13 protein-coding genes and 1 pseudogene are annotated in these 16,851 nt (G+C 73.5%); 13 read left to right on the forward strand and 1 reads right to left on the reverse strand.

The window, feature by feature from the left end; translation table 11 throughout:
- The 13 genes and pseudogenes from VIU94_RS33510 to VIU94_RS33570 form a co-directional block, all read left to right on the forward strand.
- Positions 1 to 245 (forward strand): annotated as a pseudogene (locus VIU94_RS33510) (UL36 very large tegument protein); the annotation flags it as partial.
- A gap of 534 nt (positions 246 to 779) precedes the next feature.
- Positions 780 to 1,622: a nitrilase-related carbon-nitrogen hydrolase gene (locus VIU94_RS33515; protein ID WP_331917356.1), complete on the forward strand. Its 843-nt coding sequence runs from the start codon at positions 780 to 782 to the stop codon at positions 1,620 to 1,622.
- Entirely contained in the window at positions 1,619 to 2,914 is a 1,296-nt protein-coding gene (locus VIU94_RS33520) for an aspartate aminotransferase family protein (protein WP_331917358.1), read from the forward strand. The genes VIU94_RS33515 and VIU94_RS33520 overlap by 4 nt, the downstream gene beginning before the upstream one ends.
- A 3-nt stretch (positions 2,915 to 2,917) precedes the next feature.
- On the forward strand, positions 2,918 to 4,321 hold the full coding sequence (hydA, locus tag VIU94_RS33525; protein WP_331917360.1) for a dihydropyrimidinase: 1,404 nt from the start codon (positions 2,918 to 2,920) through the stop codon (positions 4,319 to 4,321).
- An 85-nt stretch (positions 4,322 to 4,406) separates the two neighbouring features.
- The gene (locus VIU94_RS33530) at positions 4,407 to 5,408 is read left to right on the forward strand and encodes a TIGR03842 family LLM class F420-dependent oxidoreductase (RefSeq protein ID WP_331917362.1); all 1,002 of its coding nucleotides are present in this window, start codon (positions 4,407 to 4,409) and stop codon (positions 5,406 to 5,408) included.
- Between the two features lie 77 nt (positions 5,409 to 5,485).
- On the forward strand, positions 5,486 to 7,015 hold the full coding sequence (locus tag VIU94_RS33535) for an NCS1 family nucleobase:cation symporter-1 (protein WP_331917364.1): 1,530 nt from the start codon (positions 5,486 to 5,488) through the stop codon (positions 7,013 to 7,015).
- Position 7,016: 1 nt separating this feature from the next.
- Positions 7,017 to 7,445, forward strand: coding sequence for a FadR/GntR family transcriptional regulator (locus tag VIU94_RS33540; RefSeq protein WP_331917376.1), 429 nt, complete (start codon positions 7,017 to 7,019; stop codon positions 7,443 to 7,445).
- A 107-nt stretch (positions 7,446 to 7,552) separates the two neighbouring features.
- The gene (locus tag VIU94_RS33545) at positions 7,553 to 8,962 is read left to right on the forward strand and encodes an amidase (RefSeq protein ID WP_331917366.1); all 1,410 of its coding nucleotides are present in this window, start codon (positions 7,553 to 7,555) and stop codon (positions 8,960 to 8,962) included.
- 83 nt (positions 8,963 to 9,045) lie between these two features.
- Positions 9,046 to 10,008 carry a hypothetical protein gene (locus tag VIU94_RS33550; protein ID WP_331917368.1) on the forward strand — a complete coding sequence of 321 codons (963 nt, stop codon included), beginning with the start codon at positions 9,046 to 9,048 and terminating at the stop codon, positions 10,006 to 10,008.
- A complete protein-coding gene (locus VIU94_RS33555) occupies positions 10,005 to 12,131 on the forward strand; it encodes a vWA-MoxR associated conflict system protein (protein ID WP_331917370.1) in 2,127 nt (708 codons plus the stop codon). Before VIU94_RS33550 ends, VIU94_RS33555 begins: the two co-directional genes overlap by 4 nt.
- A complete protein-coding gene (locus tag VIU94_RS33560; RefSeq protein WP_331917371.1) occupies positions 12,128 to 13,099 on the forward strand; it encodes an AAA family ATPase in 972 nt (323 codons plus the stop codon). Before VIU94_RS33555 ends, VIU94_RS33560 begins: the two co-directional genes overlap by 4 nt.
- A complete protein-coding gene (locus tag VIU94_RS33565; RefSeq protein ID WP_331917372.1) occupies positions 13,092 to 15,887 on the forward strand; it encodes a TIR-like protein FxsC in 2,796 nt (931 codons plus the stop codon). The genes VIU94_RS33560 and VIU94_RS33565 overlap by 8 nt, the downstream gene beginning before the upstream one ends.
- A 92-nt stretch (positions 15,888 to 15,979) precedes the next feature.
- Positions 15,980 to 16,696, forward strand: a complete 717-nt coding sequence (locus tag VIU94_RS33570) for an SIR2 family NAD-dependent protein deacylase (RefSeq protein WP_331917374.1) — start codon at positions 15,980 to 15,982, stop codon at positions 16,694 to 16,696.
- On the opposite strand, the gene VIU94_RS33575 is transcribed toward VIU94_RS33570, so the two are convergent.
- Positions 16,693 to 16,851, reverse strand: a 159-nt coding sequence (locus VIU94_RS33575; RefSeq protein WP_331917378.1) for a methylated-DNA--[protein]-cysteine S-methyltransferase, incomplete at its 5' end; no start/stop codon positions are given. The genes VIU94_RS33570 and VIU94_RS33575 overlap by 4 nt on opposite strands.

The following is a 16,851-nucleotide window of genomic DNA, read 5'->3' on the forward strand; positions in this document are numbered from 1 at the left end:
CCCGCCCCGTCGCCGAGCTGGCCGACGCCGTACTCGCCCTGGACGCCGACGGCCACCTGCGCGAGGCCCGCGCCCTGCTCGCCGCGCTCATCCGCGTCCGCCCGCCCGAGGACGCCGCCCGCCTCGCCGGCGCGGACCCGCACCGCCTGGTCCCGCAACTCCTGGACGCCGCCCGCACGGTCGCCCCGTCCCGCGAACAGGACCTGGTCCACGCCCTGCGCGTCGCGGGCGTGGTCACCGGCTGAGGCGACCGCCTCGTAACCGCCGGGCTCGGCCCGGCGCGGGTCGCTCCCGCCCGCGAGCAGGACCTGGTTCGAGCGCTGTGGGTGGCCGGCGTCGTCACCCGGCTGAGTTCGGCCGCGTATCGCCGGGTTCCGCCCCGCGCGGGTCGCACCGGCCCAGCGAGCGGGGTCTGGTCGTCGCCGGTGGCGTCACCGGCTGAGGCGACCGCCTCGTAACCGCCGGGCTCGGCCCGGCGCGGGTCGCGCCCGCCCGCGAGCAGGACCTGGTCCACGCCCCCGCATCGCCGGCGTCACCGGCTGACCCGCCCCAGTGCTGCCCCGCTCCGCCCCGCCCGGCGATTCGAACACTCCCGCGCACACCGTGTCCGTATGTGTCGGTAGGTGTCGGACGTGGACCACTCGGGTATGAAACATGATCGACTCCACCGGTTCACGGCGGTGGTCTTGCTCCGGGATGTGACGGGGCTTACGTTCTCCTCCTACGCACCGTGTCTACGGGCGTAGAGGCTCTCCGACCCCGCGCCGAAGGAGCAGCTCATGTCCCACGTCGTACGCGCCGCGCTCGTCCAGGCGACCTGGACCGGCGACACCGAATCCATGATCGCCAAGCACGAGGAGCACGCCCGCGAGGCCGCCCGGCAGGGTGCGAAGGTCATCGGATTCCAGGAGGTGTTCAACGCCCCCTACTTCTGCCAGGTGCAGGAGCCCGAGCACTACCGGTGGGCCGAGCCCGTCCCCGACGGCCCGACCGTGACCCGCATGAAGGAGCTCGCCCGCGAGACCGGCATGGTGATCGTCGTCCCGGTCTTCGAGATCGAGGGGGCCGGCTTCTACTACAACACCGCCGCTGTGATCGACGCCGACGGCGCCTATCTCGGCAAGTACCGCAAGCACCACATCCCGCAGGTCAAGGGCTTCTGGGAGAAGTACTACTTCCGCCCGGGCAACGCGGGCTGGCCGGTCTTCGACACCGCCGTCGGCAAGGTCGGCGTCTATATCTGCTACGACCGGCACTTCCCCGAGGGGTGGCGTCAACTCGGCCTCGGAGGGGCTCAGTTGGTGTACAACCCGTCCGCCACCTCGCGCGGCCTTTCGGCCTACCTCTGGCAGTTGGAGCAGCCCGCGGCCGCCGTCGCCAACGAGTACTTCATCGCCGCGATCAACCGCGTCGGCCAGGAGGAGTACGGCGACAACGACTTCTACGGCACCAGCTACTTCGTGAACCCGCGCGGGCAGTTCGTCGGCGAGGTCGCCTCCGACAAGGAGGAGGAACTCGTCGTCCGCGACCTGGACTTCGACCTCATCGACGAGGTCCGGCAGCAGTGGGCGTTCTACCGCGATCGCCGTCCCGACGCCTACGAGGGCCTGGTGCAGCCGTGAGCAGCCTCTACGACCGGCACCGGGCCGTCATCCCGGACTGGGTCGCGCTGTACTACAAGGACCCCATCGAGATCACCCACGGCGAGGGCCGGCACGTCTGGGACGCCGACGGCAACCGCTATCTCGACTTCTTCGGCGGCATTCTCACCACGATGACCGCCCACGCCCTGCCCGAGGTCACCAAGGCCGTCGCCGAGCAGGCCGGGCGGCTCATCCACTCCTCCACGCTCTACCTCAACCGCCCGATGGTGGAGCTCGCCGAGCGGATCGCCGCACTGTCCGGCATCCCCGACGCCCGGGTCTTCTTCACCACCTCCGGCACCGAGGCCAACGACACGGCCCTGCTGCTCGCCACCGCGTACCGCGGCTCCCAGCAGGTCCTGGCGATGCGCAACAGCTACCACGGGCGCTCCTTCAGCACCGTCGGCATCACGGGCAACCGCTCTTGGTCCCCGACCGGCCTCTCCCCGCTGCAGACCCTGTACGTGCACGGCGGCGTCCGCACCCGCGGCCCGTACGCCCAGTACACCGACGAGCGGTTCGTCGACGCCTGCGTCGCCGACCTGGAGGACCTGCTCGGCCAGACCCGCGACGCGGCCGCGCTGATCGCCGAGCCGATCCAGGGCGTCGGCGGCTTCACCTCCCCGCCGGACGGCCTGTACGCCGCCTTCCGCCGGGTCCTCGACCGGCACGGCATCCTGTGGATCTCGGACGAGGTGCAGACCGGCTGGGGTCGCACCGGCGACCACTTCTGGGGATGGCAGGCGCACGACCAGGCGGGCCCGCCGGACATCCTCACCTTCGCCAAGGGCATCGGCAACGGCATGTCGATCGGCGGCGTCGTCGCCCGCGCCGAGATCATGAACTGTCTCGACGCCAACTCCATCTCCACCTTCGGCGGTTCACCGGTCACCATGGCCGCCGGCCTCGCCAACCTCGCGTACCTCCAGGAACACGACCTCCAGGGCAACGCCCGCCGCGTCGGCGGCCTGCTCATCGAGCGGCTGCGCGCCGCCGCCGCGAGCGTCGAAGCCGTCCGCGAGGTACGCGGCCGCGGCCTGATGATCGGCATCGAGCTGACCCGGCCCGGCACCGACGAGCCGAACCCGGAAGCGGCCTCCGCCGTCCTGGAGGCGGCCCGCGAGGGCGGCCTGCTCATCGGCAAGGGCGGCGGCCACAGCACCACTTCCCTGCGCATCGCCCCGCCGCTCTCCCTGACCGTCGCCGAGGCCGAGGAGGGCGCTGCGATCCTCGAAGAGGCCTTGCGCGCCGTTCCGAACCGGGGGGCCTGAGCCATGAGCACCCGTACCCTGATCCGCGGCGGCCTGGTCATCACGGCCGCCGACGAGATCCACGCCGACGTCCTCATCGAGGACGGCCGGATCGCCGCGCTCGCCGCACACGGCTCGGACGCCGCCGCCCGCTGGACGGCGGAGCGGACCATCGACGCCACCGACCGGTACGTCATCCCGGGCGGCGTCGACGCGCACACCCACATGGAGCTGCCGTTCGGCGGCACCTCCGCCTCCGACACCTTCGAGACCGGCACCCGGGCCGCCGCCTGGGGCGGCACCACCACCATCGTGGACTTCGCCGTGCAGACCGTCGGCCACTCGCTGCGCGAGGGACTCGACGCCTGGTACGCCAAGGCCGACGGCAACTGCGCCATCGACTACGGCTTCCACATGATCCTCTCCGACGTCAACGAGTCCACGCTCAAGGAGATGGACCACCTCGTCGGCGAGGGCATCACCTCGTTCAAGCTGTTCATGGCCTACCCCGGCGTCTTCTACAGCGACGACGGGCAGATCCTGCGGGCCATGCAGCGCTCCGCCGTCAACGGCGGGCTGATCATGATGCACGCGGAGAACGGCATCGCGATCGACGTCCTCGTCGAACAGGCCCTGGCCCGCGGCGAGACCGACCCCCGCTATCACGGCGAGGTCCGCAAGGTCCTTCTCGAGGCGGAGGCCACCCACCGCGCCATCCAGCTCGCCCGCGTCGCCGGGGCCCCGCTGTACGTGGTGCACGTCTCCGCCGACGAGGCCGTACGGGAGCTGGCGGCGGCCCGGGACATGGGCCTGCCGGTCTTCGGCGAGACCTGCCCGCAGTACCTGTTCCTGTCCACGGACAACCTGGCCGAGCCGGGCTTCGAGGGCGCGAAGTACGTGTGCTCGACGCCGCTGCGGCCGAAGGAGCATCAGGAGGCCCTGTGGAGGGGGCTGCGGACCAACGACCTCCAGGTGGTCTCCACCGACCACTGCCCGTTCTGCTTCAGCGGGCAGAAGGAGCTCGGCCGCGGCGACTTCTCGAAGATCCCCAACGGGCTGCCGGGCGTCGAGAACCGTATGGACCTGCTCCACCAGGCCGTCGTCGACGGGCACATCAGCCGCCGCCGCTGGATCGAGATCGCCTGCGCGAGCCCGGCCCGGATGTTCGGCCTGTACCCGACGAAGGGCACGATCGCGCCCGGCGCGGACGCGGACGTCGTCATCTACGACCCGCACGCCCGCCAGACGCTGTCGGCGCAGACGCACCACATGAACGTCGACTACTCCGCGTACGAGGGGAGGACCGTCACCGGCCGGGTGGAGACCGTCCTCTCCCGCGGCGAGACGGTCATCGACCAGCGGGAGTTCACCGGCCGCGCCGGCCACGGCGCGTTCACCCCGCGCGCGACCTGCCAGTACCTGAGCTGAACCGACGCTGAACCGAGCCGACGCTCAGCTGAACCGACGCTGAACCGAACCGACGCTGAACCGAACCGAACCAGGAGGTCCCGACGTGGACTTCGGACTCGTCCTGCAGACCGACCCGCCCGCGTCCGAGGTCGTCGGACTGATGCGCCGCGCGGAGCGCAACGGCTTCCAGTACGGCTGGACCTTCGACTCCGCCGTGCTGTGGCAGGAACCCTTCGTCATCTACAGCCGGATCCTCGAACACACCACGAAGCTCCACGTCGGCCCGATGGTGACCAACCCGGGGACGCGCACCTGGGAGGTCACCGCCTCCACCTTCGCCACCCTCAACGACATGTACGGCAACCGCACCGTCTGCGGCATCGGCCGCGGCGACTCCGCGATGCGGGTGGCCGGCCGCAAGCCCAACACCCTGGCCCGGCTGGGCGAGGCCATCGACGTCATCCGCGACCTGGCCGAGGGCCGGGAGGCGCTCGTGGACGGCAGCCCGGTCCGGATCCCGTGGGTACGGGAGGGGCAGCTGCCGGTCTGGATGGCCGCGTACGGCCCGAAGGCGCTCGCGCTGGCCGGGCAGAAGGCGGACGGCTTCATCCTCCAGCTCGCCGACCCCTTCCTCACCGAGTGGATGGTCAAGGCCGTCCGGCAGGCCGCCTCCGACGCCGGCCGCGACCCCGACGCGCTCACCATCTGCGTCGCCGCGCCCGCGTACGTCGGCGACGACCTGGCGCACGCGCGTGACCAGTGCCGCTGGTTCGGCGGCATGGTCGGCAACCACGTCGCCGACCTGGTCGCCAAGTACGGCGAGCACTCCGGCATGGTTCCGGAGGAGCTCACCGCGTACATCAAGGACCGGCACGGCTACGACTACAGCCACCACGGCCGCGCCGACAACCCCGACACCGCGTTCGTCCCCGACGAGATCGTCGACCGCTTCTGCCTCCTCGGCCCCGCCGAGGCCCACATCGAGAAGCTGCGTCATCTGAAGGACCTGGGCGTGGACCAGTTCGCCGTCTACAACATGCACGACGCCAAGGAGGCGACGATCGACGCGTACGGCGCAGAGATCATCCCGGCGCTCACCTCCTGATCCGACCCCCGCACCCGACGAACCCCCCGCGCCCCGCACGGCCTCGTTCCGCCCCCGAACGAAGGGTTCCGACCGCGATGACCGCGACCACCCCCTCAGGAAGACCCGTCATATCCGACGGTCCCGGCGGCCGTGTCGAGCTCCCGCCCGGCACGGTCCCGGCCGACGGACGGTTCGTCAACGACGACCTGCTCCCCGTGCCCGTCGAACGACGCAGCTGGACCACGTACAACTTCGCCGCGCTGTGGGTCGGCATGGCCCACAACATCCCCTCCTGGCTGCTCGCTTCGGGCCTGGTCGCGCTCGGCATGGACTGGAAACAGGCCGTGCTGACCATCGCGCTCGCCAACGTCATCGTGCTGCTTCCGATGCTGCTGACCGGGCACGCCGGACCCAAGTACGGCATCCCCTTCCCCGTACTCGCCCGCGCCTCCTTCGGGCTGCGCGGCGCGAACCTGCCCGCGCTGATCCGCGCCGGCGTCGCCTGCGCCTGGTTCGGCATCCAGACCTGGATCGGCGGCCAGGGCGTCTTCGTGCTGCTCGGCAAGGTCTTCGGCGGCTGGGCGGACGTGAGCAGGATCGGCGGCCAGCCCTGGACGCTCTGGCTCTGCTTCGTGCTCTTCTGGGCGCTCGAACTGGCCATCATCTACCGGGGGATGGAGGCACTGCGCCGCTTCGAGAACTGGGCCGCGCCCTTCGTCATCGTCGGCGCGCTGGTGCTCCTGATCTGGATCGCGGTCAAGGCCGGCGGCTTCGGCCCGCTGCTCGACCAGCCCTCGAAGCTGGGCTGGGGCGCCGACTTCTGGCCGGTCTTCTTCCCGTCCCTGATGGGCATGATCGCCTTCTGGTCGACGCTGTCGCTCAACATCCCCGACTTCACGCGCTTCGGGTCCGGGCAGCGCGCCCAAGTGTGGGGGCAGACTCTTGGGTTGCCCACGACGATGACCTTGTTCGCGCTGCTGTCGGTGCTCGTCACCTCCGGCTCGCAGGCCGTGTACGGGGCGGCCGTCTGGGACCCGGTGGCGCTGGCCGCGAAGACCGACAACGTCTTCGGGCTGCTGTTCGCCCTGGTGACCGTGCTGGTCGCCACGATCTCGGTGAACATCGCGGCGAACGTGGTCTCGCCCGCGTACGACCTCGCCAACCTCGCCCCACGGTTCGTCAACTTCCGTACGGGCGCGCTGATCACGGGCGTGGTGGGCGTGCTGATCATGCCGTGGAAGCTGACCGAGACGCCCGAGCTGTACATCTTCACCTGGCTCGGTCTGGTCGGCGGGCTGCTCGGCACGGTCGCCGGGATCCTGATCGCGGACTACTGGCTGATCCGCCGCACGGTCCTCGACCTCGCCGACCTGTACCGGCCGGGCGGACGGTACTGGTACGCGGGCGGCTGGAACCCGGCGGCGGTCCTCGCCTTCGCGGTCGGCGGGGTGCTCGCCGTCGGCGGCTCGCACTCGGCCCCCGGCAAGGGGCCCTTCCCGGCGGACGGGCTGATCCCGTTCCTGAAGCCGCTGGCCGACTACGGCTGGGCGGTCGGGCTCGCCGCGGCGCTGCTGCTGTACACGGTCCTGATGGTGGGACGGCGTACGGCCGCCGAGGGGAACTGACCTGCGCGCAGCCCCGGCCGACCTCGCCCGGATGCGCGGCGCCCTGGAGGCGATCGACGCGGCGGTCGCGGCGGGCGGTGACGGGGTGGACGAGGACCTGGCGTTCCACCGCTCCATCGCCGAGTCCACCGGCAACGACGTGATGGTCTCCACCGTGCGGTACCTCGGCGAGGTGCTGCGCAGCGGCATCCGCGTCACCCGGGCGAACGAGGCGCGGCGCGGCGACTTCATCGAGGAGGTCCGCCAGGAGCACCACGCCATCATCGAAGCCATCGAAGCCATCGAAGCCATCGAAGCCGGCGACGCCCGGCTCGCGCGCGCCGCCGCGTACCGCCACATGAAGCGGGCCGCCTTCCGGCTCCAGGACGCGGACGACACGTTCTGGACCAAGACCGAGGACCTCGACGTCGATCTCGACGCCGCTCCCTGACCCGACGGGCTCCCGGCCGCGGTCCTGCGATGCGCCGACGGTGAGGTGCTGACAGCGAGGTTACGCTCCAGTAGGGTTCCGGCAGTCGCAACGACGAGGGGGCTGCCGTGACCACGGTCGAGTACACCGGACTGGCCGAACAGGCGCGGCAGTTGGCCGAAGGCGCGGTCACCTCGACCGCCCTCGTGCAGGCCGCGCTCGACCGCATCGAGGCCGCGCAGCCGACCCTCAACGCCTTCCGGGTCACCCGGCCCGAGGCCGCCCTCGTCGAGGCGGTGGAGGCCGATCGGCGGCTCGCCCAGGGGGAGCGGCTGCCGCTGCTCGGCGTGCCGGTCGCGGTGAAGGACGACACCGACGTCGCAGGGCTGCCCACCGCCTTCGGCTGCGCCGGCGAGCTCCCCGCGAAGACCCGGGACGGCGAGGCGGTCCGGCGGCTGCGCGCCGCCGGGGCGGTGATCGTCGGCAAGACCAACGCCTGCGAGCTCGGCCAGTGGCCGTTCACCGAGGGCCCCGCCTTCGGCGCCACCCGCAACCCCTGGAACCCACGCCACACGCCCGGCGGCTCCTCCGGCGGATCGGCCGCGGCCGTCGCCGCCGGGCTTGTGCCCGCCGCGCTCGGCTCCGACGGCGCCGGCTCCATCCGCATTCCGGCCGCCTGGACCCACCTCGTCGGCATCAAGCCCCAGCGCGGCCGGGTCTCCGTCCACCCGTACAACGACTGCTTCCACGGCCTCACCGTGAACGGCCCGCTCGCCCGGACCGTCGCCGACGCCGCGCTGCTGCTCGACGCCGTGGCCGGCGCCCACCCCGGCGAGCGGTACCAGCCCACCCCCGTGGACGCCTCCGCCGCGGCCCGCCGCGACCCCGGCCGGCTGCGCATCGCGCTCGCCTGGCGACCCCCGTTCACGGCCACGCCGAACCCGCTGCACCCCGGCGTCCGGCGGGCCGTCGCCGACCTCGCCGACGCGCTCGCCCGGCTCGGTCACACCGTCGAGGAGGCGCGGCCGCGGTACGGGCTGATCGGCCTGGGCTTCCTGCCCCGGGGCACCGCCGGCATCGCCGAGTACGCCGACCGGCACCCCGACCCCCTGCTGCTCGACCCGCGCACCCGGCGGGCGGCCAGGACCGGTCACCGCCTCGGCGGCCGGATCCTGCGCGCGGCGCGCGGCCGCGAGGCCCGCCAGCACCGCAGGATCGGCGCGATCTTCGACACGTACGACGTCGTCCTCGCACCGACGACCGCCGTGCCGCCGCCCCGGATCGGCACGTTCGACCGGATGTCCGGCATGCGCACCGACCTGGCCATCGCCTCCGCCTGCCCCTACGCCTGGCCCTGGAACGTCCTCGGCTGGCCCGGCGTCAACGTCCCGGCCGGCTTCACGGCCGACGGCCTGCCGGTCGGCGCCCAACTCCTCGGCCCGGCCGGCAGCGAGCCGCTGCTCGTCTCGCTCGCCGCCCAACTGGAGGACGACCAGCGGTGGTTCGAGCACCGGCCGCCCGCGCTCGCCGAAGCATGAGGGACCGGTCGGGACTCGTGACGGCGTCGGGCCGGGGCGGTTAACCTGCCGGTGGGACAGTCCTGATGCGGGGGAGGCGGGGGATGGCTCCACGGCTGGTGTTCGTGCACGGCATCGGAGGGCCGCGGGACCCGGCCGCCGAACTCGCCCATTGGACCACCGCGCTCGCCGCCGGCATGCGGGCCGCCGGGCACTCCGCGCTCGCCCGGTCTCTGGAGGCCGCGCCCGGCGCGCACGCCGCGTTCGTCTCGTACGCGGACCTCTTCGGCCGCCCCCAGGCGCAGGGCGGCGACGACGCGCCCACCGAGGCCGAGCTGCTCGCCGCCTTCGTCGCCGAACTCGTCGACGAGGCCGCCGAGGCCCTCGCCGAGGAGGGCGGCACCCCGGAGCAGCTGCGCATCCTCGACCACGCGCGCGCCGAAGCCGCGCCGGCCGGGCAGCAGCAGGGCGCGCCGGACCTGGTGCGCCGGGCCCTCAACGTGGTCACCACCCTGCTGTCGCTGCGCCCGTGGGACGGCGCGGGGGAGTGGATCACCCCCAAGCTGATGGTCCGTCATCTCGGGCAGGTCTCCCGCTATCTCGCCCGCAGCGAGGCCGACGCGGACGGCACGACCCTCGACGTCCGGATCCGGGCCCGTGTCGCGGCGGCGATCGGCGACGGCCCCGCCGTCGTGGTCGCGCACTCCCTCGGCACCGTCGTCGCCCTGGAGACCCTGCACGAACTCCGGTCCCCCGTGCCCCTGTTCGTCACCCTCGGCTCGCCGATCGCGATGCGCACGGTGGTGCTGCCCCGGCTCCGCCCGCAGCCGCCCGCCGTCCCCGACGGCACCGCCCGCTGGCTCAACTTCTGGGACCGCGACGACGTGATCGCCGTACGTCCCCGCCTCGAGAAGGACCTCGCGCCCGGCGCGCTCGGCGTCCGGCCCGTCAGCGCCCGGATCGACTCCGACGGCCTGTGGGTGCACACCGCGACCAAGTACCTCGCCCAGGCGGCCGTCGCCGGTCCCGTCGCCGAGGCGCTGGGCGCGGCGCCGGGTTCCGGATGACCGTCCACTCGCGCGGCGGCCCGCCCCGCCGCCCGGACACCCCTCGCCACCTGCTCGTGATCGCGCCGCAGTGCCGGGGGATGGAGCGCCTGGACCTGCTCGAACCGGCCGCCGCCGGGCTGTACGAGGTGCTCACCGACCCCGCGCTCGGCGGCTGCGCCCCCGGGCTGCCCGACGGCCGGTCCGCGCTGCTCGTCGGCGACGGCATCCGCAGCGCCGACGTACGGGCCGCCGTCTCCGACGCCGTCCGCCACGCCGGCCGGCGGCACGCCGTGCTCGTCCTCGCCTTCCTCGGGCACGGCTTCGTCCCCGGCCGCAGCAGCGCCCTCCATCTGATGACGGAGGAGTCCGTCGAGGACGTCCGGACCGGCTCCGTAGGCATCGGGGAACTGCTGACGGAGGCCGCCGACGACCCGCGCGTACCCGGCGTGCTGGCCCTCGTGGACACCTGCCACGCGGGCGGCGCGGTGCCGCCCGTACACGAGCTGACCGGCGGCACCCGCAACGGGCGTACCCGACTCGCCCTTCTCATGGCCTCCGCCGTCACCCAGCCCGCCACCGGACTGTCCTTCACCCGCGGCCTGACCGACCTGATCGCCCGGGGACTGCCCGATGCCGCCGGCGTCCTCGGCGTCGGCGACGCGGCCGACGCCCTCACCGGCGCCCTGCCCGGCCAGGACGTCGCCGCCTTCGACTACAACGCCGACGGACCCGCCCGCGCCCCCGTCTGGATCGCCCGCAACGCCCGCGCGCAGCGTGCACCCGGCGGGCTGTGCGGCCGGCTCGCCCTCGACGAACTCACCGCCGCCTTCCGCGCCGTCGACCCCGGCCTGCCCGTACCCGACCCGAACGGCGACGCCGCCGACCTCGCCGCCGCCCGCAAGGACCTGCTCGCCCGCCAGGCCGGCGGCGCCCGTGCCCGCGCCGTCGCCGTCCTCGACGCGCTCGCCGTCGCCGTGCGCACGGTCGCCTTCCTGCGCAGCTGGCTCGGCGCCGACCTCACCACGGCCCTCATGCGCCACGCCCTGCACACCCTGCTCGCCGCCGAGGGCCGGCTGCCGTCCGGCGACCGGCTGCGCACCGACGTCGACATCGTCGACGAACTGGTCTTCAACCACCCCTCCGCCGCCGACGACTGGAAACCCGGCCTCACGAAGTTCGTCGCCCTGCTCGGCCGGGCCTGCGGCCGGTCCCCCGCCGCGCCCGAACTGCACGCCTGGGGAGCACACTGCGGCGCCACCGCCGAGCTCAACGCCGCCGTCGCGTACGCCGCCCGGCGCGTCCGGGACCAGCGACTCGCCCTCGTCGTCAGCCTGCACGCCGCCCTCGCCGACGACTGGCCCGAGGAGATCGACGCCTGGCTGCTGCGCGACGGCGAGATGCTCCACCACGAACGCCTACCGTGCCCCGGCGCCGACCGGGCCGGCGCCGAGTACGCCATCGAGGAGGCCGCCGCCTGGGCCGAGGACCACCGGGTGGCGCTCGACCTGCCGCTGGAGCGCGTCGACGTCGCGCTGCCCGCCGGACTGCTCCTGGACTGGCGGCCCGAAGAGGCAGGAGTCGCCGCACTTCTGGGTATCCGCTACGAGGTGAGACTCCACTGGAGCCGGCGGCTGACCCCCGACGCGGTGCTGCGCAGCATCGAACGGGTGGTCGGCGAGCGCTGGGACGTACTGTCCGACCCGCTGGACGAGGACCGGCGCGCCCCGGTCGACTGGCTCGGCCACGACGACGTCGCCGAGGCGCACGTACTGCGCGCCAAACTGCGCACCGGCCGCTACCGGCGCGGCCTCGGCCTGCTCCACCACCCCGGCGCCGACGCGCGCCTGCTCGACCTGCTGCTCGCCTACACCCCCGTCCTGCTCTGGCCGCACGACGGGGCGGGAACCGACCCCGGCTGCGCCGAGGACGGCCACCGATGCCTCGACCGCAAATGGTGGGCCATGCCCGCCGCGCTCGCGTACGCCTACCGGGACCGCTGGGCCGACCGGGAGGCCGACGACGACCTCGCCGACCTCCGGGCCGTCTGGGACGACCCGGACTGGCTCCGCTTCTGCGGAGCCTTCCGGAACGGGCCGCCGCCCGCCCGTACGAACGACACCGCCCCCGGAGGGATGTCATGACCTGGAACGCGTACTACCGGGGCGACGGAACGAGCCGGCCCGAGACCCGGCTGCCCGCACCGCCGCCCTGGCGCACCTTCCCGAGCCGCCCGGTCGCCGAGGTGTTCCGGCCGCCCGAGGGCCTCGTCGACGCGGTCAACGCGGCGCTCGCGCTGCGCCGCCCGCTGCTGATCACCGGCACCCCGGGCTCCGGCAAGTCGACCGTCGTCGAGCAGGTCGCCGCCGAGCTCGGCCTCGGCCCGGTGCTGCGCTGGCACATCACCTCCCGCTCCACGCTCGCCGAGGCGCTCTACCGGTACGACGCCCTCGGCCGTATCCACGCCCACAGGCTCCAGCAGGAGAAGGCCCGGGCCGGGTCCGACACCGGCGCCGACGACGACATCGCGGCCTTCATCGGCCTCGGCCCGCTGGGCACCGCGCTGCTGCCCTCGCCCCGGCCGCGCGCGCTGCTCGTCGACGAGATCGACAAGTCCGACCTCGACCTGCCGGGCGACCTCCTGGAGGTCCTGGAGCGCGGCGAGTTCCGCATCCCCGAGCTGTTGCGCGAGGGACAGGACGTGGCCGAGCTGCGGATGTGGGACAGCGCCGACAAGCACCGGGTGCAGCGCGGGCATGTGCAGTGCAGCGAGTTCCCGTTCATCGTCATGACCAGCAACGGCGAGCAGGAGCTGCCCGCGCCCTTTCTGCGCCGCTGCGTGCGCTACACGATGCCGAAACCGACGGCCGCCCTGATACGTGAAGTGGTGCGTGGGCATCTTCAGTTGGAGATACCCGACACCGGCCCCGAGGCGGACCTCGTGAACGATTTCGTACGACGCGTGGCGGCGGGCGAGAGCGTGGCCGTCGACCAGCTCCTAGGCACCCTGCACCTGCTGCACGGCGACGCCCACGGGGCGGCCAAGGTCCGCGGCCGGGGCGAGCGCGAACGGCTGATCGCGCTCCTGATGAAGGACCTCTCCGGTGCCTGACGGGGACGGACCGGCGGGGGCTGCCGGACCGGCGCGCCTGGACTCCGTCGTGGGGGCCGTGCACGGGCTCGGCCGGAGCCTCGACGGCGTCTGCGTGGCCGAACTGCTCTGGCTCGCCGCCCAGTCGGGGCGCGACGAGCCGGAGGAGCCGGTGCGCCCTTCAAGGGCCGCGCCCGAACAGCCGGCCGTCGACCCCCGCGAGGCGCGGACCGGCTGGGACGCGCCCCGACAGCCCGTCTACGAGCCCGCCGCCGGCGCGCCCCGCGGGCTCACCGGCCGCAAGATGTCCCTGCCGCGCGCCGCCGCGCTGCCCCGCGCCCGCGAACTGGCCACCGCACTGCGCCCGTTGCGCCGCCCCTGGCGCAAGGGCCGGCGGGAACAGCTCGACATCGCCGGGACCGTCGCCGACTTCGCCCGCAGCGGCGAACTGCTGCCCGTCTTCGGCCCCACGCCCGAGCGCTGGTTCGACCTGACCGTCGTCCTCGACCGCTCGCCGACCATGGCCGTGTGGGCCGACACCACCGGCGAACTGCTCAAACTCCTCGCCAGCACCGGGGTCTTCCGCACCCTGCGGGTGCAGGAGATCAACACCTGGGAGCCGGAGCCCGAACCCGCGCCGGTCCGCGAGCAGGAACCGTCCGCGCCCGGCGGTCCGTTACCGCAGCCGCTGTCCCGCCGCCTCGTCCTCGTCGTCTCCGACTGCGTCGCCACCGCCACCGGCGACAGCCGGCTCTGGGACCGCATCCACCGCTGGGCCCGCTCGGTGCCGACCGTCCTCGTCAACCCGCTGCCGCCCGCCATCTGGCGGCACTCCGGCCTCGACCTGCCGGCCGTGCGCACCGCCCCGCCGCCGCGCCCCGGCGCGGCCAACGTCCGCCTCCCGTACACCGAACCGCCGCTGCTCGAAGAGATCCTGTTCGCGGCGGAGGGCCTGCGGGACCCCTGGGTGCCGGTGCCGGTCGTCTCCCTCACCCCGCACTCCGTGGACCGGTGGGCGCGCACGCTGATGCGCGGCGCGCCGGAGGGCTGCCCGTCGGTCCTGGTGCCGCAGCCCGGGCTCATGGACCGCCCGGGCGTCCTGGAGGACACCGAGCTGGACGGCGAGAAGCTGGTCGAGTCCTTCCTGCACCGCGCCTCCGCCACGGCGGTCCGGCTGGCCGCGCTCTGCTCCTCGTACGCCGAACTGAGCGTCGCCCTGCTCCACTTGGTCCGACAGGAACTGGTCCCCGAGGCCACCCCCGCCGACCTGGCCGAGGTCGTCGTCGGCGGTTTGGTCTCCGTGGACCAGGGCGAGACGGACCGCAGCGGCCCGGTGCTCCGCTTCCGCGAGGGCGTCCGCGAGCGCCTCGCCCACCGCCTCGGCGCGCGCGACGCCCGCCGCGTGCGCGACGCGATCAGCGAGTACATCGCCGCCCACCCCGACGCCCCGTCCCGCTTCACGGCGGTCACCCCGGACGCGACCGGCGACGCGGTGATCACCCCGAACGCGGGCCCACCGATCGCGGACGCGCCCGGGGAGGCGGCCGAGGCTGAGGAGATCCTCACCGCGTGGACCCGGGCCCAGGCGGCGCTGCGGACCACTTCACGCCCCCAGAGGTCGACGCCCGGGCCGCCGGTCCCGAGCGGACGCTCCGGCGCCCCGCCGTACTTCTTCCTGAGCTACGCGCACGCGCCCCGCCAGGCGAGCGGCACCGACCCCGACTACTGGGTGGAGCGGTTCTTCCGCGACCTGTGCGACCACGTGCTGGCGCTCACCGACCACCCGGCGGACGTCCCGGTCGGCTTCATGGACCGCGAGATCCGCACCGGCGAGGGCTGGTCGGAACGGCTCGGCGAAGTGCTCGGCGCCGCCAGGGTGTTCGTCCCGCTCTACTCGCCGCGCTATTTCGCCAGCGAGACCTGCGGCCGCGAGTGGTACGCCTTCGCCCAGCGGACCATCTACGAGCAGGCGAAGCAGGACCGCAACGTCCATGGCGTCGTCCCGGCGCTCTGGGTCCCCGTCCCCACCGACCAACTCCCTCCGCAGGCGGGCCGGGTGGAGTACCTGGGACGAAGCTACGGCGAGGAGTACGCCCGGGACGGGCTCTACGGGCTGCTCACGACCGGCCGGGTGGAGCACTACGAGCGGGCGGTCTACCAGATCGCCAAGCGCGTCGTCACCGTGGCCGACGAGAACGTGATCCCGCCTGGCTCGCCCGTCGACTACCGCTCCTCGCCCAGCGCGTTCGGTCCCGGCGCAGCCGCCTGGTCCGGCCGCGTCCGGGTCGTCGTCGCCGCCCCGGCCCTGCGCGAACTCCCGCCGGGCCGCACCCCCGAGCCGTACGGCGAGGACGCGCTGAGCTGGAACCCGTACCATCCCGAGTCGCGCCGCCCGCTCGGCGCGGTCGCTGCCTCGCTGGTGCGCTCGCTCAACCACGAGGTGTCGGTGGGCTCCTGGGAGGAGTCGGAGCCCTGGCTGTCCGCGGACGAACCCCCGCCGGACCCCGTCGTGCTGCTCGTCGACCCCTGGATCCTCGGCGACCCCACCTGGCGTCGCAGGCTGTCCGACCTGGACTCGGGGGCCTGCCCGTGGATACGGGTGGTCGTCCCCGGCAATCCGGGGGACGGCCAGAGCCGCGAGGCCGAGCCGGACCTCCTCCGGCTCCTGCGGGAGGTCCTGCCGTACACCACCGGCTCCCTGCACGAGGGAGTCGAGCCGCGCACCCTGGAGGACCTGGGCCCCCAGCTCGCCCGCAGCGTCGCCGAGGCCCGCTCAGCGTTCAGCCCTGCGGCGGCTCCGAAGCGGTGAAGGCCTGACCCGTGCGATGGGTCTCCTCGCCGGAGCCTTGGCGCCGGGTAATCGGCTCGCGGGAGCCGTACGGGGCGACTTACGCTCGCTGTATGACCATGGTCGCGATTCTGAGCGGTGCCGGTATCTCCACGGACTCCGGGATCCCGGACTACCGGGGGCCGAACGGCGTGTGGACGCGCGATCCGGAGGCGGAGAAGCTCGCCACGTACGAGCACTACATGGCCGACCCGGAGATCCGGCGGCGCGCGTGGCGGATGCGGCTCGACGGGCCCGTGCTGCGGGCCGAGCCGAACGCCGCGCACCGGGCCGTGGCCGCGTTCGAGCGGAGCGGGCGCCCGATCCGGGTGATCACGCAGAACGTCGACGGGCTGCACCAGGCGGCCGGGATGCCGGACCGCAAGGTGTACGAACTCCACGGCTCCGCGCGCTCGGTGGTGTGCACCGGCTGCCACGCCCGCTCCTCGATGGCCGACGCCCTGGAGCGGGTGAAGGCCGGTGAGGACGACCCGAAGTGCCTCGCGTGCGGCGGGATCCTGAAGTCCGCGACGGTGATGTTCGGGCAGCGCCTCGACCCGGTCGTGCTCGGCGAGGCGATGTCGGTCGCCAAGGCCACCGAGGTCTTCATCGCGGTCGGCACCAGCCTCCAGGTGCAGCCGGCCGCCTCGCTCGCGGGGATCGCGGCCGAGCACGGGGCCCGGCTGATCATCGTGAACGCCGAGCCCACCCCGTACGACGCCCTCGCCGCCGAGATCGTCCGGGAGCCGATCGGCACCGCGCTGCCCGCGCTGTTGGAGAGCCTGCGCTAGAACAGGGCGTCCGGCTCCGCACACGTTGATGCGCCCGACTCGAAGGCGAGCAGTCGCTTCTTGCGGTCGAGACCGCCGCCGTACCCGGTCAGCGAGCCGCTCGCGCCGATCACCCGGTGGCAGGGCACGACGATGCTGACCGGATTCTTGCCGTT

The organism is Streptomyces sp., assembly GCF_036566765.1.
In the GTDB taxonomy this organism is placed as follows: Bacteria; Actinomycetota; Actinomycetes; order Streptomycetales; family Streptomycetaceae; genus Streptomyces.

Coding starts and splice junctions, on each gene's coding strand:
- VIU94_RS33515 (WP_331917356.1), top strand. CDS start 780: ATGTCCCACGTCGTACGCGCCGCGCTCGTCCAGGCGACCTGGACCGGC.
- hydA (WP_331917360.1), top strand. CDS start 2,918: ATGAGCACCCGTACCCTGATCCGCGGCGGCCTGGTCATCACGGCCGCC.
- VIU94_RS33535 (WP_331917364.1), top strand. CDS start 5,486: ATGACCGCGACCACCCCCTCAGGAAGACCCGTCATATCCGACGGTCCC.
- VIU94_RS33550 (WP_331917368.1), top strand. CDS start 9,046: ATGGCTCCACGGCTGGTGTTCGTGCACGGCATCGGAGGGCCGCGGGAC.
- VIU94_RS33555 (WP_331917370.1), top strand. CDS start 10,005: ATGACCGTCCACTCGCGCGGCGGCCCGCCCCGCCGCCCGGACACCCCT.
- VIU94_RS33560 (WP_331917371.1), top strand. CDS start 12,128: ATGACCTGGAACGCGTACTACCGGGGCGACGGAACGAGCCGGCCCGAG.
- VIU94_RS33570 (WP_331917374.1), top strand. CDS start 15,980: ATGACCATGGTCGCGATTCTGAGCGGTGCCGGTATCTCCACGGACTCC.